The organism is Massilia sp. BKSP1R2A-1 (genome assembly GCF_050586525.1).
In the GTDB taxonomy this organism is placed as follows: Bacteria; Pseudomonadota; Gammaproteobacteria; order Burkholderiales; family Burkholderiaceae_D; genus Telluria.
In genome coordinates this window covers 1-25,771 of sequence record NZ_JBOBRE010000014.1, presented here as the reverse complement: position 1 = coordinate 25,771, position 25,771 = coordinate 1, and the positions used below count along the sequence as shown (strand labels likewise).

Sequence of the window (25,771 nt, the reverse complement as noted above, 5' to 3'; positions counted from 1 at the left end):
GAGCGAGGTCGGGACGGTCACTGCGCTTCTCCTTCGATATAGACGGCTTTGATATTGAGCTCGCGGTCGAGCACCACGAAATCGGCATGGCAGCCCGGCGCCAGGCGGCCGCGCTGGGTTTCGCCGAGGTAGTCGGCGGCATTGGTCGACACGCGCCGGCTGGCTTCTTCGAGCGGCAGGCCGATCTTCACCAGGTTGCGCAGGGCCTGGTCCATGGTCAGGGTGCTGCCGGCGAGGGTCCCGTCGGCCAGGCGCACGCCGCCCATGCACTTGTGGACCACCTGGCGGCCCAGCATGTACTCGCCGTCCGGCATGCCGGCGGCGGCCGTGGAATCGGTCACGCAGAACAGCTTCGGGATGCAGCGCAGCGCGGTCCTGATCGCGCCCGGGTGCACGTGCAGCAGGTCGGGGATGATCTCCGCGTATTCGGCGTGGGCCAGGGCCGCGCCGACCATGCCGGGATCGCGGTGGTGCAGGCCGGGCATGGCGTTGAACAGGTGGGTGAAGCCGGCCGCGCCGTGCTCCAGGGCCTGGACGCCGTGTTCGTAGCTGCCGCTGGTGTGGCCGATCTGGACCCGGATGCCGGCGTCGGCGATCGCGCGCACCAGTTCCATGTGGCCGTCGATCTCGGGCGCCACCGTGATCAGGCGCATCGGCGCCTGGTCGTTGAAGCGGTTCACCTCATCCAGCGTCGCTTCGCGCGCATACGGCGGCTGGGCGCCCAGCTTGCCGGAATTGATGTAGGGGCCTTCCAGGTGCACGCCGAGGATGCGCGCCTCGCCCTTGCCGCGGGCCTTGCAAGCCGCGCCGATGGCGTCCAGCGCCTGCTGGATGTCCTCGACCGGGGCGGTCATGGTCGTGGCCAGCAGGGCGGTGGTGCCGTGCTTCGCATGCAGGGCGGCGATCACGTGGGGAGCGTCGCCGCCTTCCATCATGTCGCGGCCGGCGCCGCCGTGCACGTGCACGTCGATGAAGCCGGGCAGGATGTAGTCGTCGCCATTGGCCGCGGGGTCGACTTCGTGGCCGTCGATGCCCTCGATGAAGGCTCCGTGGCGCAGCTCGCCGTGGATCCAGCCCTTGGGTGTGAGGATGTTGCCTTTCATTGCTGTGTCCTTTTCAGTTCGCGCTGGATCATGCGCAGTGCGCCGGCGGCCGAGTCGCCCTGGGCCGGCACGCAGCGCGCCAGCGTTGCGGGCGGCAGCCAGGCGCGCAGCACCTCGCTCAGGCCGCCGCACAGGGCCAGCGGCAGGGTGTGGCTGCGGTCGAGCGCGTCGGCAATCGCCGCCGCTTCCTGGCCCGCGTGTTCGAGGATGGCGCGCGCGACCGGGTCGGTCTCGCCGTGGGCGACCACGAAGCGCGCCAGGCTGGCGTAGGTGGTCTGGGTGGCCGTGCCGAGCCAGACCTGCACCGCGTCGCGCGAGCCGCCGCAGAAATCGATCACCTCGCGCGCAAAGGCGCGGCCCTCGGCGCGGCCGTCGAGCACGTGCTCGATGTGGTTCAGGGCGCGCAGGCCCATCCAGGCGCCGCTGGCCTCGTCCCCGGCGGGGAAGCCCCAGCCGCCGACTTCCACTTTGGTGCCGTCCGCCAGCATGGCTTCGCCGACGCTGCCGGTGCCGATCGCGACGATGACGCCGGGCTTGCCGGCGTGGGCGCCCAGCAGGGTGGTGAAGCCGTCGGTGTCGAGGGCGAGGGCGGCGTAGCCGGGATTGGCGGCGATAAAGGCCGCGGCCCATTCCTTGTTGTGCACGCCCGCGAGACCCAGGCCGATGGCGCAGGAGGCGCGTGGTACCGACGTAATACCAATTTGGGCGAAGGCGTCGCGCACGGCGCCGTCGACGGTGGTCCAGGCATTGTCGATGCCGCGCGCGAGGGCGGACGGGCCGCCGCTGGCCTGGGCCAGTCCGGCGCCGCCGGAGTCGGCAAGGCGCACGCGGGTGCCGGTGCCGCCGCCGTCGACGCCGATGAGATAGTCGATCATGGTTTGAGTGTTCTGCCGAGGAGGTCAGCGCACTATAGGCAGGCGGCCTTGGCCTGTCAACAGGTATTTAAGTGGTATGCAAATTTCCTGTGCACACAAGCCGCCACCGGCAATGGAAGTTTGCACAAACCGCTGATTATGCAAATTTTTTTATTGGTACTGAAACTGGTATTGATTATTCGCTAAAAACAGCTGGTATGCTCATGCGGGATGGGTGGCGCCGCCGGGCGGCGGCGCCGGGAGGGAATTACGGGGCGCCGTGGCGGCTGCCGCTGCGGTCGACCGTCAGGAGGCGGGTGTGCTCGTCGCCGTCATGGCGTGCGCGGCGGCCCGCCTGGCGCTCGCCGCGGCCCGGCACATTGACCACCGCATTGCCCGGGCCGCTGACGGCGATCTCGGCGCGGCCGGCATGCAGGCGGCGGCCATCGAGCCCGCCCGAACCGCTGAGCTGGGCCTTGACCAGATGGACCTTGCCTTCGACGTGGGCGCTGCCCGGGCCGCTCATGCGCAGCAGCAGGCGCTTGCCATCCATGCGCGCGTCCAGGCCGCCTGAGCCGCGCAGGTCGGCATCCAGGGTATCGGACACACTGGCCAGGTCGATGCCGCCGGGGCCGCGCGCCTTGAGCAGGGCGCGGCTGACAATGAGGTCGCCTGCCTCCAGGTCGCCCGAACCGGACAGCTCGGCCGTGAGTTCGCCGATCTCGCCGCTCAAGGTGGCATTGCCGGGGCCGGAGAGGCGCACCGTGGCCTTCGGCGCGCGCAGGCCGCTGGCCTGCAGCTCGCCCGAGCCGCTCACTTCGGCGTCGAACTTCGTGATCGTGCCGGCGACGCAGGCATTGCCGGGACCGCGCTGGGTCGTCGAGGCGGCTTCCACCGCGAGGGCGCAGGCGTCGAAGTCGCCCGAGCCGCTGACGTCGGCGCGCAGCGCGCGCGCGCGGCCGGCGAGCTTCATGCCGCCGGGACCCGAGAGGCGCGCGCTGAGGCGCGCCAGGCGCAGCTCATCGGCTTCCAGGTCGCCCGAACCGCTGAGCGTGGCCGACAGCGCATTGCCCACCGCCGACAGGCGCACGTCGCCGGGGCCGGACATCGCCAGCTCGACGTTGGCCGCCTTCAGGCGGTGCAGGTCGGCGTCGCCGCTGCCGCTGGCGCGCACCGACAGCTCGCGCACCGCGCCGGCCGCCTGCAGGTCGCCGGGACCGTCGACCGCTACGCTGAAGCGCTCGCCCGAGAGCTGGCTCAGGTCGACGTCGCCGCTGCCCGACATCCTGAGGCTTTTCAGCTGGCTGGCCGTGATGGCGATGGTGACGGTGTCGCGCCGCTTGCCCCAGCTGAAGTTGAATCCCATGCGCTGCACCGGACGCACCAGCAGGGTGTCGCCGCGCACCACGGTTTCGATCTCCTCGAGCAGCTTCGGGTCGCCCGACAGTTCGACCGCCTGGCGGCCCTGGGCGCGCACCACGACGTCGTAGGGGCCGGACAGCTCGATGGCACTGAAGGCCGCCAGCTGGCGCTGTTGGGTGACCGGCTGGCCCGGCGACTCGGCGTGGCTGGCCTGGGTGGCGAGGAAGCCCGCCGCGATGGCGGCGGCCAGGAGGGCTGGCTTCAGGATGGGGCGCATGTTCTTTTTCTTGAAAAGGGGATCGGGAGCCTGCACGATAGGCCAGGGCGGGAAGGGATGCACCCGTAATACGACAGACGCGCGAAAACGGGGAACAGAATGCAGCCTGAAAGGATGGGCAGCTGGCGCCGCCCCGTCGTGCCGGGCGGAACCCTGTTGGCGTGGCGCGGCGTTTTGGCCTAGTCTGATTGTCCCGCATATGACACGGTAGAAAATGTCCCGATGAGCGATAGTGAGCATGAGCAAGCGGTGGCAGTGCTCGATATCGATGCGCTTCTTGTCACACACGAGCTGGAGGTCCGCCCGGCGCGCGCGCCCGACCACGCGGCCGAGAGCCGCGCCCTCGGCGCCCTGGCGCAAGAGTTGGCGCGCGCGCCGGAAAGCGTGCCGCAGCGCCTGGCCGAACTGCTGCGCGGGCTGTGCCGCGCCGGATCGGCCGGCATCGCCGTGCCGGCGCCGGATGGCGAGGCCTTCCACTGGGCCGCGACGACCGGCCTGCTGGCAGGCGCGTCCGGCCTGCGCCTGCCGCGCGCAGGCAGCCCGAGCGGCGAGGCGGTGGCGCGCGGCGAGGTGGTGCTGCTGCGCGAGCCCGGCCGCAGCTGTCCCGTGCTCCCCCATCACCCGCCGATCGCCGAGATGCTGCTCGCGCCCTGGGACGTGGGCGGCGAGCCGATCGGCACGGTCTGGGTGGCCAGCCACGACCCCGCATGCCGTTTCGACGCCGAGGACGCGCGCCTGCTGCGCAGCCTGTCGAGCTTTGCCGCCTGCGCCCACCGCGCCACGCGCGGTCGCGGGCGGGCGGAAGAAGTGCGCCGCGCCGAGGCCGCGCTGGCCGCCAGCGACGAACGCTTCCAGGCCCTGGTGAAAGGCTTCGCGCAGGCGGTCTGGGAGGCCGACGCCGACGGCATGGTGCGCATGATGTCGCCCGGATGGCGCGCGCTCACGGGCCAGGGCGCGAGCGAATCGCTGGGCCACGGCTGGATCGCCGCGGTCCATCCCGACGACCGCCACTTCATCGTGCGCCACTGGCAGGAGGCGCTGGCGCAAGGGTCGCCCGTGAATGCCGAATACCGCCTGCGCCTCGCGGACGGCGGCTGGCGCTGGGCCAATATGCGCGCCGCGCCGCTGCGCAATCCCGACGGCAGCGTGGCGCGCTGGATCGGCATGAACATCGACGTCGATGCGCGCCGCCAGGCGGAAGGGGCGCTGCGCGAGAGCGACGGGCGCTTCCGGGTGCTGGCCGAAGCCTCGCCGGCCCCGATCTACCAGTTCGACGACGGCGGGCAGCTGGTCTACGCCAACCGGCGCTGCCAGGACATCCTCGGCATGCGGGCCGGCACGCTCCCCGAGAAGGGCTGGGGCGCGCTCCTGCACCCCGACGACGGCCCGCGCTACATCGAAAGGGTGCTCCTCGCCATCGCGACCCGCGCGCCTTTCCAGCAGCGGGTGCGGGCGCGCGCCGCCGACGGCCGCTGGCACTGGTTCGAGAGCCACTGCGCGCCCCTGTTCGGCCAGGGCGGCGCCTACCGCGGCCACGTCGGCATCTCGATCGACGTCACCGAGGCGGTTGAGGCGGAGGACGCGCTGCGCGACGCCGACCGCCGCAAGGACGAGTTCCTGGCCACGCTCGCGCACGAGCTGCGCAATCCGCTGGCGCCGATCAGCAACGCGGTGCACCTGCTGCGCCGGCCCGACGGACGCCGCAGCGCCGACCGCATGGTCGAGATGGTGGGGCGGCAGGTAGCCCAGATCGTGCGCCTGGTGGACGACCTGATGGACGTCTCGCGCATTACCCAGGGCAAGCTGGAACTGCGGCGCGAACCGCTGTCGCTGGCCGAGGTGCTGTCGATGGCGGTCGAGACCAGCATGCCGGCGATCGAGGCCGGCCGCCACGAGCTGGCGGTGTCGCTGCCGGAGGAAATCCTGATGCTGGAAGCCGACCAGGTGAGGCTGACCCAGGTCTTCGGGAATATGCTCAACAACGCGGCCAGGTACACCGACCGCGGCGGACGGATCTGGGTCGGCGCCTGGCGCGAAGGCGCGCAGGTGGTGGTCTCGGTGCGCGACACCGGCATCGGCATTCCGCCTGAACAGCTCCCCCACGTCTTCGAGATGTTCGCCCAGGCCCACCGCGACAGCGCGCGCGGCCAGGCCGGGCTGGGCATCGGCCTGACCATGGTGAAGAGCCTGGTCGAGCTGCACGGCGGCAGCGTCGAGGCGCGCAGCGAGGGGCCGGGGCGGGGCAGCGAATTCATCGTCAGCCTGCCGCTGGCCCGGGCGCCGGCGCAGCAAGCGCAGCACGGCGGCGGCGGGGAGGCGCTGCTGGCGGGACGGCGGGTGCTGGTGGTGGACGACAACGGCGACGCCGCCGAATCGCTGGCCCTGCTGCTGCACGCGGTCGGCGCCGAGGTGCGCACCGCCCACGACGGGCCGGCAGGGCTGGCCCAGGCCGCCGAATTCCTGCCGCAGGCGGTGCTGCTCGACCTCGGCATGCCGGGCATGGACGGCTTCGAGGTGGCGCGGCGCCTGCGCGGCGATGCCAGCCAGGCGGGCCTGGCGATCGTGGCGCTGACCGGCTGGGGCCAGGAACACGACCGGCGGCGCACGCAGGCGGCCGGTTTCGACCATCACCTGACCAAGCCGGTGGACGTCGATGCGCTGCTGGGCATCCTGGCGCGGGTCGGCGTGCCCGGCTGAGCAAACGACATCGGTGTCAGGTCTGACAAATGGACACAAGCTCAACCGTTTACGCCCTTACAGAAGAGCTCGTGTCCGAATGTCAGACCTGACACCGCGGGTCGGAAGGCTTGCCGAGAATGAGGCGAGATGTGGCTCGACAGCAACAACAACGCCTGCCGGGCGCTCCCCGGGGCGACGTTCCGCGCAGCCGCGGGCCATGCGGCGTGGGCAGGCGGGGCCGTGGGGTGTCATAATGCGGGCATGGAAGGAGATCTCCCGTGATTCGCTATATGGGCACCCGCAAGAACGAGCAGGGCGCGGAGCTGTACGTGTTCCTCGTCAATGGCATGCAGAAGGAAGTGCGTGAGCATGCGCTCAAGCAGCATCCTGGCTGCTATGAAGCCTTGCCGGCCACGGTCAAGGCCAGGATCGCGGCCAACCGCGCCTGGTTGTCCAAACTGTAAGCGATGCCGGCATCCAAACGGCTGGCCGCGCTCGCCTGCCTGGCAACGGCCTCCCTCCTGGCGGCCCCTGCCGGCGCCATGCCGTCCACCTTCGGCACCGTGATCGGCAACGCGCTGCTGTGCCGCAGCCATCTCGAGAACCGCTATTTCCACGATTACCTGACGGCATCCTTCGGCCCGGCCTACAAGCGCGAGGGCGGGGCCTGGTGGTTCAAGACCGAGGCCACCCTGTGGGGCGCCGAGGTGAAGGAAGTCATGGTCAGCGACGATACCAGCGATCTGGTCTTCATTGCGGCAATTACCGAGAGCACTCCCCAGGAGCTCGAAAGCGCGATCCGCGCCTCGGTCGGCACGACGTTCCGGGCCGTGGACGCCACGCCTTTCCCTTTGCGCGTTTCGAACCCGGGCAGCACCATCGCTTACATGAATGACAAAAGCAAAATATACTGCGCGAAGTTCAAATCGATCCCGGTGCGCTAAGCGAGCTTCGCCAACGATGCATGTATAACCACTACTTCCACCTGAAGGGTGCGCCGTTCTCGATCGCGCCCGATCCGCGCTACCTGTTCATGAGCGAGCGCCACCGCGAGGCGCTGGCGCACCTGCTGTACGGAATCGGCAGCGGCGGCGGCTTCGTGCTGCTGACGGGGGAGATCGGGGCCGGCAAGACCACTGTGTGCCGCTGCTTCATGGAGCAGATCCCCGAGCAGTGCCGCCTGGCCTATATTTTCAATCCGCGCCTGAGCGTGGAGGAGCTGCTGCAGAGCGTCTGCGACGAGTTCGGCATTGCGCTTCCCGCGGGCGAGGGCGCCGGCCTCAAGGCCCATGTGGACGCGATCAACCGCTACCTGCTGGAATCGCATGCCCAGGGCCTGAACAATGTGCTCGTCATCGACGAGGCCCAGAACCTGTCGGCCGAGGTGCTGGAGCAATTGCGTCTGCTGACTAACCTCGAGACCAATGAGCGTAAGCTGCTGCAGATCATCCTGATCGGCCAGCCCGAGCTGCGCACCATGCTGGCCCGGCCCGAGCTCGAACAGCTGGCCCAGCGGGTGATCGCGCGCTACCACCTGGGGCCGCTGTCCGAGCCTGAAACCGGCGCCTACGTCGCGCACCGGCTGGCAGTGGCGGGGGCGGGCGGCCAGCCGTTTCCGCCCGCGCTGACGCCCCAGGTCCACGCGCTCACCCATGGGGTGCCGCGCCGCATCAACCTGCTGTGCGACCGCGCCCTGCTCGGCGCCTATGTCGAGAACAGCCCGCAGGTGACCCGCGCCATCCTGAACAAGGCCGCCGAGGAAGTGTTTGCGGGAGAAGCGGCGCCGCGCCGTTCGCTGCGCGTGCCGATGGCGGTGGGCGGCGTGCTGGCGGCGGTCGCGCTGAGCGCGGCGGCCTGGCAGGCGCTGCCGGCGCGCCAGGCGGCGCCGGCGGTGGCCGCGGCGTCCAAGCCGGGGGCCACCCTGGCGTCGCACCTCGCCTCGACGGCGGTGCCGCCGGTCCAGGCCGATGAAGCCAATGCCCTGCGCGAACTGGCCGCGCTGTGGGGCCAGCCGCTGGCGGGCAATGACCCTTGCGAGGCGGCGCTGCGCCTGAACCTGCGCTGCCACCAGGGGCGCGGCGGCCTGTACGAGCTGCGCCTGCTCGACCGGCCGGCCGTCGTCACCCTGCACGAGGGGCCGCGCACGGGGTACGCGGTCCTGAGCGCGATGGACGGCAACAGCGTGCTGCTCAGCGCCGGCGCAAGGCGCGAGCGCATCGACCTGGCGACCTTCGTCGCCCGCTTCGGCGGCGAGTTCACCACCTTCTGGCGCATGCCGCGCGGCTTTCGCGAGCAGTTGTCCGAGGGCGACCGCGGCCAGGACGTCGACTGGCTGAACGCCAGCCTGGCCGGGATCAACAAGGCGCCCGCGCCGAAAAGCGAGCGTCCCTTCGACGCCGGCACGCGCGAATGGCTGCGCCGCTTCCAGGCCGCCCAGGACCTGAAAGCGGACGGCGTGGCCGGCCCGCGCACCTTCATGCGCCTGAACCAGCTGACCGGCGTGCCGGAGCCGCGCCTGTTGGCGGCCGCGAACGGAAAATAAGCATGTCCTATATCCTCGACGCCCTCAAGAAGGCCCAGGCGGAGCGCCAGCTCGGCAACGCCCCAACCATCCATGCGGCGCCGCCCGTGTATGCGGCGCCGCCGGAAGCCGCCAGCCGCAAGCCCTTGTACCTCGGGCTGGGCATGGGGGCGATCGGCCTGGCGCTGGCCGCTGTCTTCCTGCTGCGCCAGCCGGCGCCGGCGGTGCAGGTCGCCGCGCAAGCGGCGCCCGTGGCAGCCCCTGTGGTTCTGGCAGCCGCCGCGCCGGTGGCGGCGGCGCCGGCGCCCGTGGCCCCGCCGCCCGAGCCGGCCAAGCCCAGGGAGGCGCCGGTCCAGCCGAAGCCGACGCCAAGGCCCGAACCGAAGGCGGAAGCACCGCGCCGGGCCGAGCCGGTGGCGCCAGAGGCGCCGGAACCCACGCGTCCGGTCCTCGTCGCGGCGGCGCCCGCCGTGGACGAGAACATCGGCGCGCTCGCCGCGCTGCCGGAAGCGGTGCAGCGCGACATCCCGAAGGTCACCTTCGGCGGCTATATCTACTCGCCGAATCCGGCCGAGCGCCTGCTGCTGGTCGACAAGATGCTGCGCCGCGAAGGCGAAGAGGTGGCGCCCGGCCTGGTGCTGGAGCGCCTGCTGCCGAAGGCGGCGATCATGAATTTCCGCGGCTATCGCTACCGTGTCGCCTACTAGCCCGGGGCCGGTGCTCGGTGTGGTCGGCTGGTCCGGCAGCGGCAAGACCTCGCTGCTGGAGCAACTGATTGCGCGCCTGGCGGGGCAGGGGCTGCGGGTAAACGTCGTCAAGCACAGCCACCACGACGTCGAACTCGAGCCGCCGCGCAAGGACAGCGCCCGCCTGCGCATGGCCGGGGCCGCCGAGGTGATGCTGGCCTCGCCCTACCGGGTCGCCATCCTGCGCGAGCTGCGCGGCGCGGACGAGCCCTCCCTCGCCGAACACCTGGCGCGCCTGGCGCCGGCGGACCTGACCCTGGTCGAGGGCTATAAATGGGAGCGCATGCCGAAGCTGGAAGTGTTCCGTCCGGCCCTCGGACGGCCGGCGCTGTATCCGGACGACCCGGACGTGGTGGCGGTGGCTTCGGATGCGCCGTGCCCCCCGGACGCGCGGGGCGTCGCCTGGCTGGACCTGAACGATCCCGGGCGGGTGCTGGAATGGCTGCGCGACTGGTTGCGGGAATATCCTAAAGTTTCCTGAAACCGCGCCGTAACAGGAGGATACGCCTTAATGGGAGAGTTACATGGACGTGTCCAGCATCGCCAAGCTGTCCACCAGTATCGCCGAAACCGGCCAGCGCCAGGAAGTCAACCTGGCCGTTCTGAAGAAGGCCCAGCAGATCCAGGCGTCGACCGCGACCCAGTTGCTCGACGCGCTGCCGTCGGTGCAGGGGGCGAACCTGCCGCCGCACCTGGGCAACAAGATCAATACCACCGCCTGATCCGCAGCTTTTGTCGGACTGGCACGACCGGATTTTCGCGCAGGCGGAGGTCCGGCGTCGCCGCGTCTTGCATCTTTTCCCCGGCTGATCAATACTGGCGCCCTCGATGACGCCCTGGAGTACCGCATGACCCACCGCCACGCCCTGATCGCCGCCGCCCTTGCCGGCGTCTGCGCCGCCCAGGCCACCGCACAGGACCAGATGGGCGTGCCGAAGGCCGACCAGGAAGCCTGCTACGGCGTCGCCAAGGCCGGCCAGAACGACTGCGGCACCGCGACCCACGGCTGCGCCGGCGTCGCCGCCGTCGACAAGGACCCGAACGAGTGGAAATTCGTCGCCAAGGGCACCTGCACCAGGATCGGCGGCTCGCTCGAGCCGGGCAAGACGGCCAAGCCCGCCGAACCGGCCCAGGCCGAACCGAAAAAATAAGCCATGCGCGCAACGCGCGCCCTGGCCGCCGGCGTGGGGCTGCGCACGCCGCACTACCGCGCTTTCCTGGAAGGGCGTCCGCAGGTCGGCTTCCTCGAAGTTCATAGCGAAAACTATCTTGCCCGCGCGGGCTGGGACTGGCACGTCCTCACCAGCCTGCGCCGCGACTACCCCCTCAGCCTGCACGGCGTCGGGCTCGGACTGGGCTCGGTGCACGGCTTTTCCGCGCCTCACCTGGCGCGCCTGCGGCAGCTCGTCGACGCCGTCGATCCCTTCCTCGTTTCCGAACACTTGAGCTGGGGCGCGCTGGCGGACCGCCAGCTCAACGACCTGCTGCCCCTCACCCTGAGCGATGCCATGCTGGACCTGCTGTGCGAGCGGGTAGGGCGGGTGCAGGATGCGCTGGGACGGCGCCTGCTGGTCGAGAACGTCTCGACCTATGTGCGCTTCCGGGCCGACGCCATGAGCGAGGCCGCCTTCCTTGCCGAACTGGCGCGCCGCACGGGCTGCGGCATCCTGCTGGACGTGAACAACCTCTACGTCAACCAGCACAACCACGGCGAGGATGCGCTGGCGGCGATTGCCGCGCTGCCCGTGGGCAGCGTGGGCGAAATCCACCTGGCCGGCCATCTGCATACACCGCTGGCCCTGGTCGACCACCACGGCGCGGCGGTGGCGGAGCCCGTGTGGGCGCTGTACCGCGCGGCCCTGGCGCGCTTCGGCCGGGTACCGGCGCTGGTCGAGTGGGATGCCGACGTGCCGCCGCTCGAGGTGCTGCTGGCCGAGGCGGCGCGGGCCGACGCCATTGCCGCGGCCTACCCGGTTCTCCCTGCCGTCGACGCGCAGCCTGTGCCGGCAGCGGCTGTCGCGCCGGGCAAATCCCTGGCTGCCGTCCAGCAGCGCTTCGGCGAGGCGCTGTTCGACCGGGGGCAGGATGCCGCCCTCGCACCCCTGCTGCACGAGGGCGCCGCCGCCCGCATGGCGCTCTATCGCGGCAACCTGCACGCCGGCTGGATACGCGCGCTGTTTGACGCCTACCCGGTCGTCCGGCAACTGGTCGGGGAGGAATTCTTCGAGGGCCTGGCCCGGGCCTACGGCACGACGTTTCCCTCACAGGATCCGGACCTGGCCGGCTTCGGCGCGCAACTGCCCGCCTTCCTGGAGGATTTCCCGCCGGCTGCCGGCATCGCCTACCTGCCCGATGTCGCGCGCCTGGAGTGGGCGGTGCACCGGGCGTATCTGGCGCCGGATGTTGCGCCGGCCGGCCTTGCCGCGCTGGCCGGCCTCGCGCCTGCCGAGCTCGACGGGGCACGCTTCACCCTGCAGCCCTCGGTGGCCGTCCTGCGCAGCGCCTGGGCGACTGCGCCCGTGTGGCAGGCGCACCAGCCGGACGGTCCGCCGCTGCCGGCGCGGGTGGATGCATCCTGCATCGCCCTGGTCCTGCGGCGCGGCTGGGAAGTCCAAGTCTGCATGCTGGAGGAGGCCGAGGCGGCCGCCCTCGCGTGCCTGGCGGCGCAGGGCAGCTTCGGCGAGGCGGTCGACGCCATGCTGGCCGCGCTGAAAGAGGGGGAGGCGACGCCCGATATCGCCGCCATGCTGAGGCGCTGGTTCGATGCCGGTCTCGTCGGTGGGATCGTGGTGTGAGCTCGGCTTGTTGTCGAGAAATAAAGTCCGTATGATGGTTACTGAGCAATATTTCTCGAAAGGCCGCCAATGTCCCAAGACGCGCAGTGCAGCTTCGATCCCCGTGTCGCCCCGCGCGACGCCGGTGACGCCGCCATTTCCCTGGCGATCGGTACTTGTCAGATCCTGATCCTGTTCGGCCTGCCGGGCGCGCTGGTCCATTCCTTGGTTGGCAGCACGACCCTGACCGTGGCGACGATGCTGCTTCTCTACCTGGCGTTCGCGCTCTACAGCGTGACCAAGGTGGAGCTGAGCCTGGAGGGAATACGTTTCGTGCGGGTGCTTGGGCACCCCCGCTTTTTGCCGTGGTCGGACATTAGCGATGTGGTGGAGGCGTCGCGCAGCGAGCTGATCCTGCACGGCTGGCTATGGCCGCTGGTCTTGCCGCGGGAGATGTCGCCTTCCTGTACTTCGCTGGGACACTTCCGCATCCAGTTCGGCAAGCGCTTCGTCTACTTTCCGTCGAAGGATCCCCAGCTCTTCCTGGCCGCGGTCGACCAGTTCTCGAAGCGGACCGTGGACGTGGTGTAAGTCAGTGGAAGGCGCGCAGGATGCGCTGCTCGCCGGTACGGTCGCTGAAGCGCTCGTTGGCGGCGCGGGTGGCAGCCATCATGCGTTCCAACTGGGCGTCTTCGAAGCGTGCGAGTTCTTCGTTGGCCGCTTCCAGGGCGAGCGCCAGCTTGGCGCGGGCGTTCTGGTAGAGCACGCTGGTGTAGTGGTCGGTATTCTTGAGGAGTTCTTCCGCGTTCTCGATGACGAGACGCAGGTCGCCGATGAGTTGTTCCTGCGACTGAGCGCGGGGTGCGGGGGTTTCCATTGCTTCACCTTTAGCCGAATGTTTGCTGAATCATCACGACTTAAAATATAAACAAGGAAGCCCCGTTCTGTTTGTTAGGGCGCAAACATAAGCCCGCCGTTTTTGCGCCCGGATGTTGGGATTACTGCACGCGGATCTGCACGTCTCCCACGGTGACGACCTGGCCGGTGCGGATCTTGGCGGTCTTGCGCAACTCCTGCTTCCCGTCGACCGACACCACGCCGCTGGCGACCATGTTCTTGCCGGCGCCGCCGCTGTCGACCAGGCCGACCAGCTTCAGCAGCTGGTTGACCTCGACGAATTCTGATGTCAAATCGAAATCTATTTTTTGCATTCTATCCTCGGGGTAGGTAAAGGGCGCCAGGCTCAGTCGACCTGGTCCGGCCGGGTCATGTCGATCGGGACGATCCACTGGTCGAACTGTTCCTCGTTCAGGAAACCGGACTGCAGTGCGGCCTGGCGCAGGGTCAGGCCTTCTTTCGAGGCCGTCTTGGCGATCTGGGCGGCGCGATCATACCCGATATGCGGGGCCAGCGCGGTCACCAGCATCAGCGATTTTTCCATCAGCTCGGCGATGCGCGCGTGGTTCGGCTCGATGCCCTGGGCGCAGTGGGTATCAAAAGAGCGCATGCCGTCCGCCAGCAGGCGCGCGCTCTGCAGGAAGTTGTGAGCGATCATGGGCTTGAACACGTTCAGCTCGAAATTGCCCTGGGAGCCGCCGACCGTGATCGCGACGTCGTTGCCGAAGATCTGGCAGCACAGCATGGTGAGCGCCTCGCACTGGGTTGGATTGACCTTGCCCGGCATGATCGAGCTGCCCGGCTCGTTCTCGGGAATCGTGATCTCGCCCAGGCCGGAGCGCGGGCCCGAGGCCATCCAGCGCACGTCGTTGGCGATCTTCATGAGGGCCGTGGCCAGGGTCTTGAAGGCGCCGTGGCTTGCCACCATGGCGTCGTGCCCGGCCAGGGCCATGAATTTGTTGGGCGCGCTCTTGAAGGCCAGGCCGGTGCGCGAACCCAGTTCGGCGGCGATGCGCGGGGCGAATTCCGGGTGGGCGTTCAGGCCGGTGCCGACCGCCGTGCCGCCGGCGGCCAGGGCCAGCAGGCCGGGCAGGGTAGAGCGGATCGCGCTTTCCGCGAATTCCAGCTGGGCCACGTAGCCCGAGAATTCCTGGCCCAGCGTGAGCGGGGTGGCGTCCTGCAGGTGGGTGCGGCCGATCTTGACGATGTCGTCGAACTCGCGCGACTTGCGCAGCAGCGTGCCGCGCAGCTGGGCGAGGGCGGGCAGCACGTTCTGGGCCACGGCGGCCGCCGCGGCCACGTGCATGGCGGTGGGGAAGATGTCGTTCGACGATTGCCCCATATTGACGTGGTCGTTCGGGTGCAGCAGGCGCTTCTCGCCGCGCTCGCCTCCCATCAGCTCGGAGCCGCGGTTGGCCAGCACCTCGTTCATGTTCATATTGCTCTGGGTGCCCGAGCCGGTCTGCCACACGGCCAGCGGGAACTCGTCCGGGTGCTTGCCTTCCAGGACTTCGTCGGCGGCGCGGATGATGGCCTCGGCCTTGTCGCCCGGCAGCTTGCCGAGGGAACGGTTGACGGCTGCGGCGGCGCGCTTGACCTGGGCCAGCGCCGCCACCAGCTCGGGCGCCATGCGTTCGGTGGAGATGTGGAAATGGTGGAGCGAACGCTGGGTCTGGGCCCCCCAGAGGTGATCCGCGGGAACGTCGATCGGGCCGAAACTGTCCTTTTCAATCCTGTTTTCCATGATGTCCTGTGCAATTGAGGGGCTGGGATGCTAAAGAGTTTATCCCATTGTCCGTTAATGACGCTTGGGCTACCTTTTCTGCATCTTCCTATGGCTTGCCGCCTCCCTCTGTTATTGATCAGCGCGCTGCTCGCCGGCGCCTCCCAGGCAGCCGAGCTCGGCGAACCGCGAGTGAGCTCCTTCATCGGCCAGCCGCTGGTGGCCGACGTCGAGCTCGTGATGCTGGAGGACGCCGGCAAGGCCGTGGCCGTGCGCCTGGCCCATCCGGAAGTTTACCGCGGCGCCAACGTCCTCATGCCGCCGGTGCTGTCCACCTTGACCATGTCGGTGATGCGGCGCGATGGCCGCCAGTTCCTGCACGTGACCTCGCTCAAGCCGGTCGACACGCCGCACCTGCACCTCTATCTCGAACTCGTCGACGGCAGCCAGCGCAGCGTGCGCCTGGCAACCCTGTGGCTGTCGCCGGACCCGAATCCGGCGCCGCCGCCTCCGCCGCCGGTCCCCGTTCCGGCGCCCGTGCCGGCGCCCGTCATCGCGGCGCCGGTTGTCCAGCCCGTGAAGGCGCCGGTGGCCGTGGCCGCCCGGCCCAGGCCCCCGGCGCCGAAACCGGTGCCCAGGCCGGTAATGCCCAAGGCGGCGACGGTGGAGGAGAAGCCCGTGGCCGCAGCGGCGCCGGCCGCCTGCGTACCGCAGCCGGTGCCGGATACCAATGCCTGCGTCGTGCTGGGCGCGAAGAACGCCATGCTGCGCGAGCAGCTGGGCCAGCTCGAAGACAAGGTGAAGGTGCTGCAGGTGGCGATGGGCGCGCCGGCCTCGGCGGTCGTGCCGCCGGTAAAACCCTACAAGCCGAAGAAAAAGAAGGCGGAGCCGCCGCCACCCGAGCCCGACACGCCGTGGGTCCTGGTCGGTGGCGGCATCGCAGCCGTGCTGGCCCTGCTGGCCGCGCTGCTGGTGCTGCGGCGCCGGAAGGGGGCCGCCCGCCCGGCTCGCCGTGCGGAGCCGAAAGTCGGCCTGCTGGCGCGCATGAAGGCCCGCCTCAAGCGCAAGCCGGCGCCCGCCAAAGCGGCCGAGCCGACCCTGGAAGAGGCCGTACACGACTCGTCTACACAAGTCTGATTTTTGCGTTATACTCGTTTCGTGGTCGCGAGATCACAGACGGCGCGAAGGCCTGTCGCAGCCACCACCGATAGCGTGGCGCGGAACCAGGTGACGTTGAAGAAACGCTCGTGTCCGGAAGCAGTTCGCCAGCCAGCTGAGGCAGCGAACGCCGGCAGCAACCGGCAGAAGGCGACGCCAGGAGATACCTGGAGGTCGCTCTTCCCCCCATTCCGTGGCCGAGCCTCGCTCGGCCGCACATCAAGAAAGCGCCTGCGGGCGCTTTTGTCTTTTCTCCGCGCCATTCCGGCTCATGCCATATGCATCCGGGGTCTCGCGGCCAGCACGCGGACAGGCTACAATCGCCCAGCGGCATTACCCGGGCGTACTATGAAAAATTGGATCAATCGTTTGTTGAGCGGCGCGGACAGCCAGGCTGGCGCGCCACAAGGCGCTGCCGCAGCGCCGGATGAATCGTCTCCCGATGCGGCAGGCGACGGCGCCGGCATCGATGCGCTGTACTACGGCTGGCTCGCCGGACCGGCCACCTTCGAGGCCCCGGCGGAGACCGAGCGCCAGATCTTCGACCAGATCAGCCACTTCACCCAGAATCCGGCCATCGCGGCCGAGCTGGTGCCGCGGATTCCCGAACTGATCCCCAAGCTGCTGCGCAGCCTGCGCGACGAGAACGTCACGACCGGCGAACTGGCCACCCAGGTGGCGGAAGACGTGGTGCTGGTGGCCGAGGTGCTGCGCGAGGCGAACAGCGCCTATTATCGGCCGATGACCCCGATCAAGACCCTGGATGCCGCCATCATGCTGCTGGGCCAGAACGGCCTGCGCATGCTGCTGGCGCGGGTGGCCTTCCGGCCCGTGATCCGCATGCACGAGAGCGGTTTCGCGCGCCGCGCCGCGCCCCTGGTCTGGAACCATTCCGAGAAGTGCGCCGTCGCGGCCAGCCTGATGGCGCCGGGTGTGACCGCCGACATCTTCGAGTCCTGCCTCGCCGGCCTGATGCAGGACGTCGGCCTGATCGTCGCCTTCCGCCTGGCGGACCGGGTCTGCCCGAACGGCAAAGTGCCGGCCTCGGCCGCCTTCGGCGTGGAGCTGCTGGCGCGCAGCCGGCTGCTTTCCGGCGTCATCGCGACCCACTGGGATTTCCCGAACAATGTGGCGGAGGCGATCAGCCAGGCGGGCGAGCCGGACGGTTCGCCGCTGGCGCAGGCGCTGGGGCAGGGCGACCGGATCGCGAAGCTGCGGATCCTGATCGATGCCGGGCTGGTGGGCGAGGACGATGCGCTGGTGAATGAGGCCTTGAATGGGTTCCAGCGGCGTTGCCTCGGGAAGCTGAGTAAGCTCGAATCGTAGGATGGGCAGGTTCTGCCCGCGCGTCCAGCTCCGGCTCGCTCAGTGGCCGTGCATGCCGGAGTTGAACGCGCGGTCGGCAGAGCCGACCACCCTACCAAAGCAAAAGGGCGCCGACGGCGCCCTTTATCTATCTGATCGCCTGCCGATCAGTGCGCGCTCATCGCGCGTTCCACCTGGCCCATCCACGGCTCGGTCACATCGCGGATCGCACGGTCATTGGCCATCAGCTGCTTGATCAGATCGATCTTGCGCTGGCGCTTGGCGCCGTCCAGGGCCGGCACGCCGCCGATCGCCGCACCTGCCGCCACGCTGGCCTGCACGTTCAGCTTGTCGAAACCGTTCCAGTCGCCTGCCTGGGCAGCAACCTTCATCTGGCCGCTGAGGCCGGCGAGGTTTTCGTACATCGAGAGGACGTCGTTCGAGGTCATGTTGCTGCCTTGGCAAGTTTCACCGGCCGGATTGCCGGTTGTCTACCCTTTTACGGACGCGCTTTTCGGAACTTTAGGGTTTCATTGAAAAAAGATTGAATTTTTTTCGCACAGACACGGATGTTGTCAGTCATGCATGGTCAACCGACCCGCTTTGGTCCAGAATGCACCCGCCATTCCCCGGAATCGGCAGTTTGGCCGCGTTTTTTGCAGTCTGTCGCAATCCGGGCGCAGGCGTCCGGGGGCCTACGTAGAGTGCGTGCTGGGTAGTTGCGCCATGGAGCGCCACGCCATGATCAAAAAACCAAGAAAAGCTTTGCGAGAGAGAGACTTATGAGAGACATGCCAGTCGCACGCGCCGCGGCCGCGGTCGCGTTTGCGCTGACCACTGCCGGCGCCCAGGCCGAAGCGCCGTATGCATTTGCCACGACGCCGGGCAAATTGCCGAAAGACGTGATTCCTCTGCAGTACTCCGCCCACATCATGCCCGACGTGGCCGGCAACAGCTTCCGCGGCACCCAGACCGTCGAGATCGAGGTCCTCAACACCACCTCGACCATCATGCTGAACGCCGACAACCTGGAGATCGACAGCGCCAGCCTGAGCGGCAAGGAGATCGGCAAGCTCGCCCTCAAGCCCATCCTCGACAGGGGGCAGCAGACCCTGCGCTTCGAGCTGGCCAGGCCGCTGGCGCCGGGCAAGTACGCGCTGGACCTGACGTTCAAGGGCCAGATCAACCGCGAAGGCCGCGGCCTCTTCTACGTGAACTACAAGGCGGGCGGGGCGGACAAGAAGCTGATCGCCACCACCATGGCGCCGACCGATGCGCGGCGCATGCTGCCGACCTGGGACGAACCATCGTTCCGCGCCCGCTTCAAGCTGACGGTCGACGTCCCGAGCAACTTCAAGGCCTATTCGACCACTCCGATCGAGAAGCAGGAGCCGCTGTCCAAGGGCATGCAGCGCGTCACCTTCGGCAACACGCCGAAGATGCCGAGCTACCTGGTGGTGCTGGTGGCGGGCGAGATGGAAAGGGTCGCGGCGAAACAGGACGGCGTCGAGATCGGCATCGTGACCACCGAAGGGAAGGGCGCCTCGACCGCCTTCCCCCTGCAAGCCTCGCGCGACCTGCTGCGCTACTTCAACCATTACTTCGGCATCCCGTATCCGCTGCCCAAGCTGGACCAGATCGCCATCCCCGGCGGTTTCAACGGCGCCATGGAAAACTGGGGCGCCGTCGTCTACAACGAGCCGACCCTGCTCTACGACCCGAAGAAGAGCCCGGACCGGGTCAAGAAATTCACCTTCAACATCAATGCCCACGAGCTGGCCCACCAGTGGTTCGGCAATCTGGTCACCATGGCCTGGTGGGACAATCTCTGGCTCAACGAAGGCTTCGCGTCCTGGATGGCGGCCAAGGCGACCCAGCACTTCCATCCGGAATGGCGCCCCTACCTGGACGAGATCGCCGCCCGCGAATACGTCATGAACCTGGACGCGCGCAAGACCACGCACCCGATCCAGACCCGCATCGACACCGAAGAGCAGGCCGCCGCCGCTTTCGACGCGATCACCTATTCGAAGGGCCAGGCCTTCCTGCGCATGCTCGAGGCCTACCTGGGCGAGGACAACTTCCGCAAGGGCATCCGCGCCTACATGGCCAAACACCAGTATTCGAATACCACCTCGAGCGACCTGTGGGCGGCATTGGAAAAAGCCTCCGGCAAGCCGGTCGAGAAGCTGGCGTCGGACTGGACCACGCAGCCGGGCTTCCCCCTGATCAAGGTCGAGCAGGCCTGCGAAGACGGCAAGCGCAAGATCACATTGTCGCAGGAGCAGTACCGCCTCGACGAGCCGGCGCCTGAGAAACGCCTGTGGAACGTTCCGCTGCAGGTCGGCACCGTCAACGGCAAGGCCTGGACCACTCTGCTGTCCGGCCCCTCGACCACGATCACCCAGGCCAGCTGCGAAGGCGCCCTGGTGGTCGACCCGTATAGCGTCGGCTATTTCCGCGTGCATTACGACCCGGCCAGCTTCCATGCCCTGGCCGAGCAGGCGCCACGCCTGCTGGACAGCACCCGCCTGCGCCTGCTGGCCGACAGCTGGAGCCTGGCCCTGGCCGGCCGCATGCCGCTCGACGCCTACCTCGACCTGGTGCGCAAGTACGCGAACGAGCCGCGCCCGGCCGTGTGGGAGGCGCTGCTGTCCCACCTGCGCACCGTGAGTTCGCTGCTGGGCGGCGAACCGGAGCAGGCCCTGGTGCGCCGCTTCTTCATCGACCTGGCGCGTCCCAGGCTCGCCACGCTCGGCTGGGACGAGAAGCCGGGCGAGAGTCCTGACGATGCCCAGCTGCGCGGCATGCTGGCCACCTCGCTGGCGCGCGCCGGCGACCCGGAGGCCATCGCCCAGGGCAAGGCGCGCTTCGCGCGCTTCCTGGAAGACCCAGCTTCGGTGCCGCCCTCGATGATCGACTTCGTCACCCTGACGGCCGGCCGCTACGCCGACGCCGCCACCTACGAAGCCCTGGCCGCACGGGCAGCCAACGCACCCAACAGCGAGGAGCGCAACCGCTTCGGGAAGGCGCTGACCAGCGCCCAGGATCCGGCGCTGGCCGCACGCACCCTGCAGATGCTGCTGTCGCCGCAGACTCCGCCCGACCTGATTCCCTACATCATCAGCGGCGTCTCCGCCGAGCACCTCGACCAGACCTGGAACTTCGCCGTCGCCAACCGCGACGCGCTGCTGAACAATATGGAAGCGCTCGGCCGCCACGCCCTGTTCGCCAGCATCGTCTCGAGCTCGGCCAACCCGGTCCACGCCGAGCTGGTCGAAAACTACATGCGCAAGAACTTCGGCGCCGACGGTGTTGTCGAAGCCGAGCGCGCCGGCAATGGCGTGCGCATCCGTGCCGCCCAGAAGGCGCGCCTGCTGCCGCAGGTACGGGCCGCGCTGCAAAAGCAATAAACGAAGTCACTTTTACCAAGAGAAAAGGAAGCTATGAACACCAGCTGGACTCCGATCAAGACCGCCGTCGCCCTGGCCCTGTGCGGCGCCGCCTTCGCCTTTGCTCCCGCCCACGCCGCCGGCCAGGATGCAAGCACCACCAAGGCGCCCGCCAGGCCGGTCGGGGCCATCGTTCTGCCGGGCGACGATTTCTATGCCTACGCCAATGGCGAGTGGATGGCCAGGACCGAGATCCCGGCCGACCGCGGCTCATGGGGCGCGATGTACGCGCTGGCCGAGGAAACCAATGCCCGCATCGTCAAGCTGGTCGAGGAAGCAGGCAGCAACAAGGCCGCCAGTGCCGAAGCGCGCAAGGTGGCCGACTTCTACAAGGCGTACATGAACGAGGCCGCGATCGAATCGGCCGGCCTCGGCGCCCTCAAACCGCGCATGGCGAAGATCGAAGCGATCAGGGACCGCGCCGGCCTCTCGCGGGTGCTGGGCGAATTCCTGCGCGCCGACGTCGACCCGCTGAACGCGACCAATTTCAATACGCCCAACCTGTTCGGCGTGTGGATCAACCAGGGTCTGACCGAGCCCTCGCGCAACGTCCCCTACATCCTGCAGGGCGGCATCGGCCTGCCGGACCGCGCCTATTACCTCGACAACAGCCCGAAGATGGCCGAGCTGCGCAGCAAGTACCAGGCCTATATCGCCGCCGTGCTGAAGCAGGCCGGCTACAGCGATCCGGAAGCGCGTGCCGCGAAGATCTTCGCGCTCGAGTCCGAGCTGGCCCAGAGCCACGCGAGCCGTGAAGAGTCGGCCGACATCCAGAAGGCCAACAATCCCTGGACCATGAAGGACTTCTCCGCCAAGGCCCCGGGCATGGACTGGAACGCCTTCATGCAGGGTGCACGACTGACTGGCCAGGACCGCTTCATCGCCTACCATCCGGGCGCCATCGCAGGCGCCGCCCGCCAGGTCGCCGCGACCGACCTCGCCACCTGGAAGGACTACCTGGCCTTCCACAGCCTGAACCAGTTCGCCAGCACCCTGCCCAAGGCCTACAACGACCTGCGCTTCGACTTCTTCGGCAAGACCCTGACCGGCAGCCCGCAGCAGTCGGTACGCTGGAAGCGCGCCCTGGCCGCCACCAATGGCGCAATGGAAGAGGCGGTCGGCAAGATGTACGTTACCAAGTACTTCCCGGCCCAGGACAAGCAGCGCATTTTGAAGATGGTCGCCGACATCAAGACCGCCTTCGAGCGCCGCATCGACAAGCTGGACTGGATGGCGCCGACGACCCGCGCCCAGGCCAAGGAGAAGGTACGCACCATGTACGTGGGCGTGGGCTATCCGGACGAATGGAAGTCCTATGCCGGTCTGCAGGTCTCGCCCGACGATGCGCTGGGCAATGTGATGCGCGCCCAGGAATTCCACTACACCCAGCAGCTCGCCAAGCTCAAGCAGAAGCCGAAGAAGACCGACTGGGCCATGCCGCCGCAGCTGGTCAACGCCGTCAACCTGCCGCTGCAGAACGCGCTGAACTTCCCGGCTGCGATCCTGCAGGCGCCGTTCTACGATCCGAAAGCCTCGGAAGCCCAGAACTACGGCGCCATCGGCTCGGTGATCGGCCACGAGATCAGCCACAGCTTCGACGACATGGGCGCCCAGTTCGACGCCCAGGGACGCCTGCGCGACTGGTGGACGGAGGAAGACCTGGCCCACTTCAAGAAGGCGTCGCAGAAGCTGGTCGAGCAGTACAACGCCTATAAACCCTTCGACGACCTGGCGATCAACGGCCAGCTGACCCTGAGCGAGAACCTGTCCGACCTGGCCGGCCTGGCCGCGGCCTACGACGCGCTCAAGGCCACGCCGGGCGGCAAGACCGTCGAAGCCGACCGCGCCTTCTTCACCGGCTATGCCCACGCCTGGCGCACCAAGGCGCGCGAAGCCTCGCTGCGCCGCGCCGTGCTGACCGACGGCCATGCCCCGGGCCAGTGGCGCACCTACACCGTGCGCAACCTGGACGCCTGGTACAAGGCCTTCGACGTGAAGCCGGGCCAGCAGCTCTACCTGGCGCCGGAACAGCGCGTACGCGTCTGGTAAGGGCAGGGTAGAAGCCGGGTCCGCAGGCGCGGGCCCGGCCCCTGTCCGGATTTCGTCGATAATGCGGCATGGACGCTGACGACATCTCGCGCCGCACCCTGGCGCACTATAACCTCACCGCCGACGCCTTCTTCGCCGGCACCATCGACCACGACGTGCGCCAGAACATCGAGGCGCTGTTGAACGCCATCGAGGCCCCGGTTCCCTGGGCCATCCTCGATCTCGGTTGCGGCCCCGGGCGCGACCTCAAGACCTTCCGCCTGCTCGGCCATACCGCCATCGGCCTGGACGGCAGCGAACGCTTCGCCGACATGGCCCGCGCCTACAGCGGCTGCGAGGTGTGGCGGCAGGATTTTCTCCACCTCGACTTGCCCCGGGAAGAATTCGATGGCGTCTATGCGAACGCCTCCCTGTTCCACGTCCCCAGCGCCGAGCTGCCTGGTATGCTGGAGAAACTGCATGCGACCCTGAAACCCGGCGGCGTCCTGTTCAGCTCGAACCCGCGCGGAAACAACCAGGAAGGCTGGAACGGACCGCGCTACGGCAGCTATTACGATTACGAAACGTGGGAACGCTATCTGCGGGCCGCCGGCCTCCTGCCGCTGCACCATTACTACCGTCCGGCCGGCCTGCCGCGCGAACAGCAGCCCTGGCTGGCCAGCGTCTGGCGCAAGCCCATGTGTTAGTTGGCGCACAGAGCGGGCCATGGATGCGGCCTAAGGTAGGACTTCGATCCACACAACGATGAGGTGTGTCATGAACGAGGACCAAGTCAAAGGCAAGGCCAAGGACATTGGCGGCAAGATCCAGGAGAAGGTCGGCGAAGCCACCGGCAACCGCCAGACCCAGCGCGAAGGCGTGTCCAAGCAGGTCGAAGGCAAGGTGCAGGAAAAGGCCGGCGACGTGAAGGACATCTTCAAAGGCAACAACTAAGTTCTATCTACCCAACGAAAGCCGCGCATTGCGCGGCTTTTTCATACCCCGCCGGTCTCTCCCGGGTGCTTGCCTTCGGGCCGGCGGCCCAGCCTATTCTTGAAGTACACAACCTCGGTGTCAGGTCTGACATCCGGACACGAGCTCAGCCGTTACTAAGGTTACGGTCGAGCTTGTGTCTGAATGTCAGACCTGACACCTTGGGGTTGCATGAAGGACATCTTCAAAGGCAACAACTGGTTTCCATTCACCTGTGCGGCTTTTTCGTTATGCCTGGCGCGTCGTTTGCGCCGGCCTGTCGCCGAGCACGTCTTCGATATAGAGCATCTTCACCAGCACCGCCAGCGCCGCCGCCAGAGGCGTCGCCAATGCTACACCGGCGAAGCCGAACAGGGTGCCGAAGACCAGTTGCATGACGATTACCAGCGCCGGCGGCAGGTCGACCGCCTTGGCTTCGATCATCGGCTGCAGCACATAGCCTTCCACCAGCTGGACACCGAGGAAGAGCAGGGCGGTGTACAGCGCCAGGTCCGGGCTGATCGACAGCGCCAGCAGCACCGCCGGAATGCCCGCCATGATCGGGCCCAGGTAGGGGATGAAGTCGAGCAGGCCGGCAATGATGCCCAGGATCAGGGCCAGCGGCACGTCCAGCATCATCAGGCCCGCCGTGGTGGCCACCCCGACGATCAGCATCGACGCCGCCTTGCCGAGCAGCCAGCTGGCCAATGTCTTGCCCAGTTCCTGCTGCACTTCCTTCGCGCGCGGGCGCTTTGCCGGCGGCACCAGGCGGATCGCGCCCTGCGTATAGACATGGGGCGAGGCTGCGAAATAAATGCCGACGAACAGGATGATGACGACATTGCCGAGCGCGCCGATCACGCCGCCGAAGAACAGCCCGGCGTTCGGCACCATATTGCCCATTTGTTTGACGATCTGTTCCGGTGGCGGCAGTTCGTCCACCACGCGCTTGAGCAGGGGATGCTGCTGGACTTCCGATTGCAGGCGCTTGACGGCGGCCGGGATTTCTTCCGCCAGCTTGGTCGATTGCTCGGAAATCTGCGGCGCCATCGCCCAGCCGCCGATGCCGATGATGGCCGCCAGCGCGACGACGACGATGGTCAGCGACACCTTGCGGTTCATGTGCATGCGGCGCGCCATGATCTCGCTCAGCTTATAGAGCAGGATGGCCATCAGGATGCAGGCAAACACCAGCAGCAGCGCGTCCGCCGCCAGCACGATCGCCGCCGCAATGGCAACGAACAGGATAGCGATCCCGCTGATCATCGTGACGCGCTTGGCGACGCGGCGTTGCGCGGGTGGTGGATCGCTCGGGTGATCTCGGTTTTCTTGTTCGTTCATGGCTAACCTCGTTGGATCGCAATGTTGCGTTGACAAAAGATTAGCACCCGAATCGTCTTGACGTCGCTCAAATGCTGACTTTTGTGCAATGTGCGGACACGAACAGAAGAGACCGGGCCACAGGCGTAATCTGACCCCATGCATGGCCATCCGGACATGTCAACTCAAGGAGAAGACCATGATTAACGAAAATCAAGTTAAAGGTAAACTGAAAGAAATCGGTGGCAAGATCCAGGAAGAATTCGGTGATGCGATCGACAGCCCGACCCAGGAAGCCAAGGGCAAGGCAACCAAAGTTGAAGGCCAGGCCCAGAAGAAGGTGGGCGATGCGCAGGAAAGGGTGGAAGAGAAGCTGGACGACGTTACCCGCCGTCCGCACTGATCCGCTTCCAAGCGTAGAGAACAGCTGCCCGTGGGCAGCTGTTGTTATTTACGAAGCGCCCAAAAAAAAGGCGCTGTCACCGTTGGCTGTTGGGCCAGGTTGAACTCTCGAGCTGCTTCGCTGTCTGATTGCCATCTCGGTCGATAGTGGAGGCGGCAATGCAGGCGGCGGGCTTCAGGAGGTGGCTGGCGCGCGTA

The 25,771-nt window shown here is 67.8% G+C and carries 25 protein-coding genes; 17 read left to right on the top strand and 8 right to left on the bottom strand.

All coding sequences use genetic code 11. The features are described from left to right. Positions 1-17: 17 nt before the first annotated feature. From nagA to ACQ7JA_RS19560, 3 genes are all read right to left on the bottom strand, one after another. Positions 18-1,103: an N-acetylglucosamine-6-phosphate deacetylase gene (nagA, locus tag ACQ7JA_RS19570; RefSeq protein ID WP_430900782.1), complete on the bottom strand. Its 1,086-nt coding sequence runs from the start codon at positions 1,101-1,103 to the stop codon at positions 18-20. After that, entirely contained in the window at positions 1,100-1,978 is an 879-nt protein-coding gene (locus ACQ7JA_RS19565; RefSeq protein WP_430900780.1) for a BadF/BadG/BcrA/BcrD ATPase family protein, read from the bottom strand. Before ACQ7JA_RS19565 ends, nagA begins: the two co-directional genes overlap by 4 nt. Before the next feature lie 247 nt (positions 1,979-2,225). Then, positions 2,226-3,596, bottom strand: a complete 1,371-nt coding sequence (locus ACQ7JA_RS19560; RefSeq protein WP_430900778.1) for a GIN domain-containing protein — start codon at positions 3,594-3,596, stop codon at positions 2,226-2,228. A 222-nt stretch (positions 3,597-3,818) separates the two neighbouring features. On the opposite strand from ACQ7JA_RS19560, the gene ACQ7JA_RS19555 reads away from it, so the two are divergent. The 10 genes from ACQ7JA_RS19555 to ACQ7JA_RS19510 all read left to right on the top strand — a co-directional run bounded on the left by ACQ7JA_RS19555 (position 3,819) and on the right by ACQ7JA_RS19510 (position 12,907). Continuing rightward, positions 3,819-6,293, top strand: coding sequence for a PAS domain-containing protein (locus ACQ7JA_RS19555; RefSeq protein ID WP_430900776.1), 2,475 nt, complete (start codon positions 3,819-3,821; stop codon positions 6,291-6,293). Positions 6,294-6,553: 260 nt separating this feature from the next. Beyond that, positions 6,554-6,739 (top strand): hypothetical protein, encoded by a 186-nt coding sequence (locus tag ACQ7JA_RS19550; protein WP_258828784.1) that lies wholly within the window; start codon positions 6,554-6,556, stop codon positions 6,737-6,739. Between the two features lie 3 nt (positions 6,740-6,742). Then, on the top strand, positions 6,743-7,219 hold the full coding sequence (locus tag ACQ7JA_RS19545; protein WP_430900774.1) for a hypothetical protein: 477 nt from the start codon (positions 6,743-6,745) through the stop codon (positions 7,217-7,219). Positions 7,220-7,239: 20 nt separating this feature from the next. Continuing rightward, entirely contained in the window at positions 7,240-8,817 is a 1,578-nt protein-coding gene (locus tag ACQ7JA_RS19540) for an AAA family ATPase (RefSeq protein WP_430900772.1), read from the top strand. A 2-nt stretch (positions 8,818-8,819) separates the two neighbouring features. Continuing rightward, positions 8,820-9,503: a general secretion pathway protein GspB gene (locus tag ACQ7JA_RS19535; protein ID WP_430900770.1), complete on the top strand. Its 684-nt coding sequence runs from the start codon at positions 8,820-8,822 to the stop codon at positions 9,501-9,503. Beyond that, on the top strand, positions 9,490-10,023 hold the full coding sequence (mobB, locus tag ACQ7JA_RS19530) for a molybdopterin-guanine dinucleotide biosynthesis protein B (protein WP_430900768.1): 534 nt from the start codon (positions 9,490-9,492) through the stop codon (positions 10,021-10,023). The genes ACQ7JA_RS19535 and mobB overlap by 14 nt, the downstream gene beginning before the upstream one ends. Before the next feature lie 43 nt (positions 10,024-10,066). Further along, positions 10,067-10,264, top strand: a complete 198-nt coding sequence (locus tag ACQ7JA_RS19525) for a YjfB family protein (protein ID WP_430900766.1) — start codon at positions 10,067-10,069, stop codon at positions 10,262-10,264. Positions 10,265-10,390: 126 nt separating this feature from the next. Continuing rightward, entirely contained in the window at positions 10,391-10,693 is a 303-nt protein-coding gene (locus ACQ7JA_RS19520) for a BufA1 family periplasmic bufferin-type metallophore (protein ID WP_430900764.1), read from the top strand. Positions 10,694-10,696: 3 nt separating this feature from the next. Beyond that, the gene (bufB, locus tag ACQ7JA_RS19515) at positions 10,697-12,337 is read left to right on the top strand and encodes an MNIO family bufferin maturase (protein ID WP_430900763.1); all 1,641 of its coding nucleotides are present in this window, start codon (positions 10,697-10,699) and stop codon (positions 12,335-12,337) included. A 69-nt stretch (positions 12,338-12,406) separates the two neighbouring features. Further along, the gene (locus tag ACQ7JA_RS19510; protein WP_430900761.1) at positions 12,407-12,907 is read left to right on the top strand and encodes a hypothetical protein; all 501 of its coding nucleotides are present in this window, start codon (positions 12,407-12,409) and stop codon (positions 12,905-12,907) included. A gap of 1 nt (position 12,908) precedes the next feature. On the opposite strand, the gene ACQ7JA_RS19505 is transcribed toward ACQ7JA_RS19510, so the two are convergent. The 3 genes from ACQ7JA_RS19505 to fumC form a co-directional block, all read right to left on the bottom strand. After that, positions 12,909-13,193, bottom strand: a complete 285-nt coding sequence (locus ACQ7JA_RS19505) for a DUF883 family protein (RefSeq protein WP_430900759.1) — start codon at positions 13,191-13,193, stop codon at positions 12,909-12,911. Positions 13,194-13,314: 121 nt separating this feature from the next. Beyond that, positions 13,315-13,527 (bottom strand): RNA-binding S4 domain-containing protein, encoded by a 213-nt coding sequence (locus ACQ7JA_RS19500; protein ID WP_258828794.1) that lies wholly within the window; start codon positions 13,525-13,527, stop codon positions 13,315-13,317. 32 nt (positions 13,528-13,559) lie between these two features. Then, positions 13,560-14,957, bottom strand: a complete 1,398-nt coding sequence (fumC, locus tag ACQ7JA_RS19495; RefSeq protein WP_430900757.1) for a class II fumarate hydratase — start codon at positions 14,955-14,957, stop codon at positions 13,560-13,562. Between the two features lie 90 nt (positions 14,958-15,047). On the opposite strand from fumC, the gene ACQ7JA_RS19490 reads away from it, so the two are divergent. Both ACQ7JA_RS19490 and ACQ7JA_RS19485 read left to right on the top strand, forming a co-directional pair. Next, positions 15,048-16,073 carry a type IV pilus assembly protein FimV gene (locus ACQ7JA_RS19490; protein ID WP_430900755.1) on the top strand — a complete coding sequence of 342 codons (1,026 nt, stop codon included), beginning with the start codon at positions 15,048-15,050 and terminating at the stop codon, positions 16,071-16,073. A 369-nt stretch (positions 16,074-16,442) separates the two neighbouring features. Then, on the top strand, positions 16,443-17,420 hold the full coding sequence (locus tag ACQ7JA_RS19485) for an HDOD domain-containing protein (RefSeq protein WP_430900753.1): 978 nt from the start codon (positions 16,443-16,445) through the stop codon (positions 17,418-17,420). Positions 17,421-17,566: 146 nt separating this feature from the next. Here the strand turns inward: ACQ7JA_RS19485 and ACQ7JA_RS19480 are convergent, their stop codons facing one another. Next, a complete protein-coding gene (locus ACQ7JA_RS19480; RefSeq protein WP_430900751.1) occupies positions 17,567-17,848 on the bottom strand; it encodes a flagellar protein FliT in 282 nt (93 codons plus the stop codon). Positions 17,849-18,190: 342 nt separating this feature from the next. Here ACQ7JA_RS19480 and ACQ7JA_RS19475 point away from each other — a divergent pair, with 342 nt between their 5' ends. The 4 genes from ACQ7JA_RS19475 to ACQ7JA_RS19460 all read left to right on the top strand — a co-directional run bounded on the left by ACQ7JA_RS19475 (position 18,191) and on the right by ACQ7JA_RS19460 (position 23,833). Then, a complete protein-coding gene (locus ACQ7JA_RS19475; protein ID WP_430900749.1) occupies positions 18,191-20,812 on the top strand; it encodes a M1 family metallopeptidase in 2,622 nt (873 codons plus the stop codon). Positions 20,813-20,845: 33 nt separating this feature from the next. Then, positions 20,846-22,900, top strand: a complete 2,055-nt coding sequence (locus tag ACQ7JA_RS19470; protein WP_430900747.1) for a M13 family metallopeptidase — start codon at positions 20,846-20,848, stop codon at positions 22,898-22,900. Between the two features lie 68 nt (positions 22,901-22,968). Then, complete coding sequence (locus ACQ7JA_RS19465) at positions 22,969-23,586, top strand: class I SAM-dependent methyltransferase (RefSeq protein WP_430900745.1); 618 nt, start codon at positions 22,969-22,971, stop codon at positions 23,584-23,586. A 70-nt stretch (positions 23,587-23,656) separates the two neighbouring features. Next, positions 23,657-23,833, top strand: a complete 177-nt coding sequence (locus ACQ7JA_RS19460) for a CsbD family protein (RefSeq protein ID WP_430900744.1) — start codon at positions 23,657-23,659, stop codon at positions 23,831-23,833. 267 nt (positions 23,834-24,100) lie between these two features. Here the strand turns inward: ACQ7JA_RS19460 and ACQ7JA_RS19455 are convergent, their stop codons facing one another. Beyond that, the gene (locus ACQ7JA_RS19455; RefSeq protein ID WP_430900742.1) at positions 24,101-25,192 is read right to left on the bottom strand and encodes an AI-2E family transporter; all 1,092 of its coding nucleotides are present in this window, start codon (positions 25,190-25,192) and stop codon (positions 24,101-24,103) included. A gap of 178 nt (positions 25,193-25,370) precedes the next feature. Between ACQ7JA_RS19455 and ACQ7JA_RS19450 the strand changes: the two genes are divergently transcribed. Then, positions 25,371-25,574, top strand: coding sequence for a CsbD family protein (locus ACQ7JA_RS19450; protein ID WP_430900740.1), 204 nt, complete (start codon positions 25,371-25,373; stop codon positions 25,572-25,574). Positions 25,575-25,771: the final 197 nt, after the last annotated feature.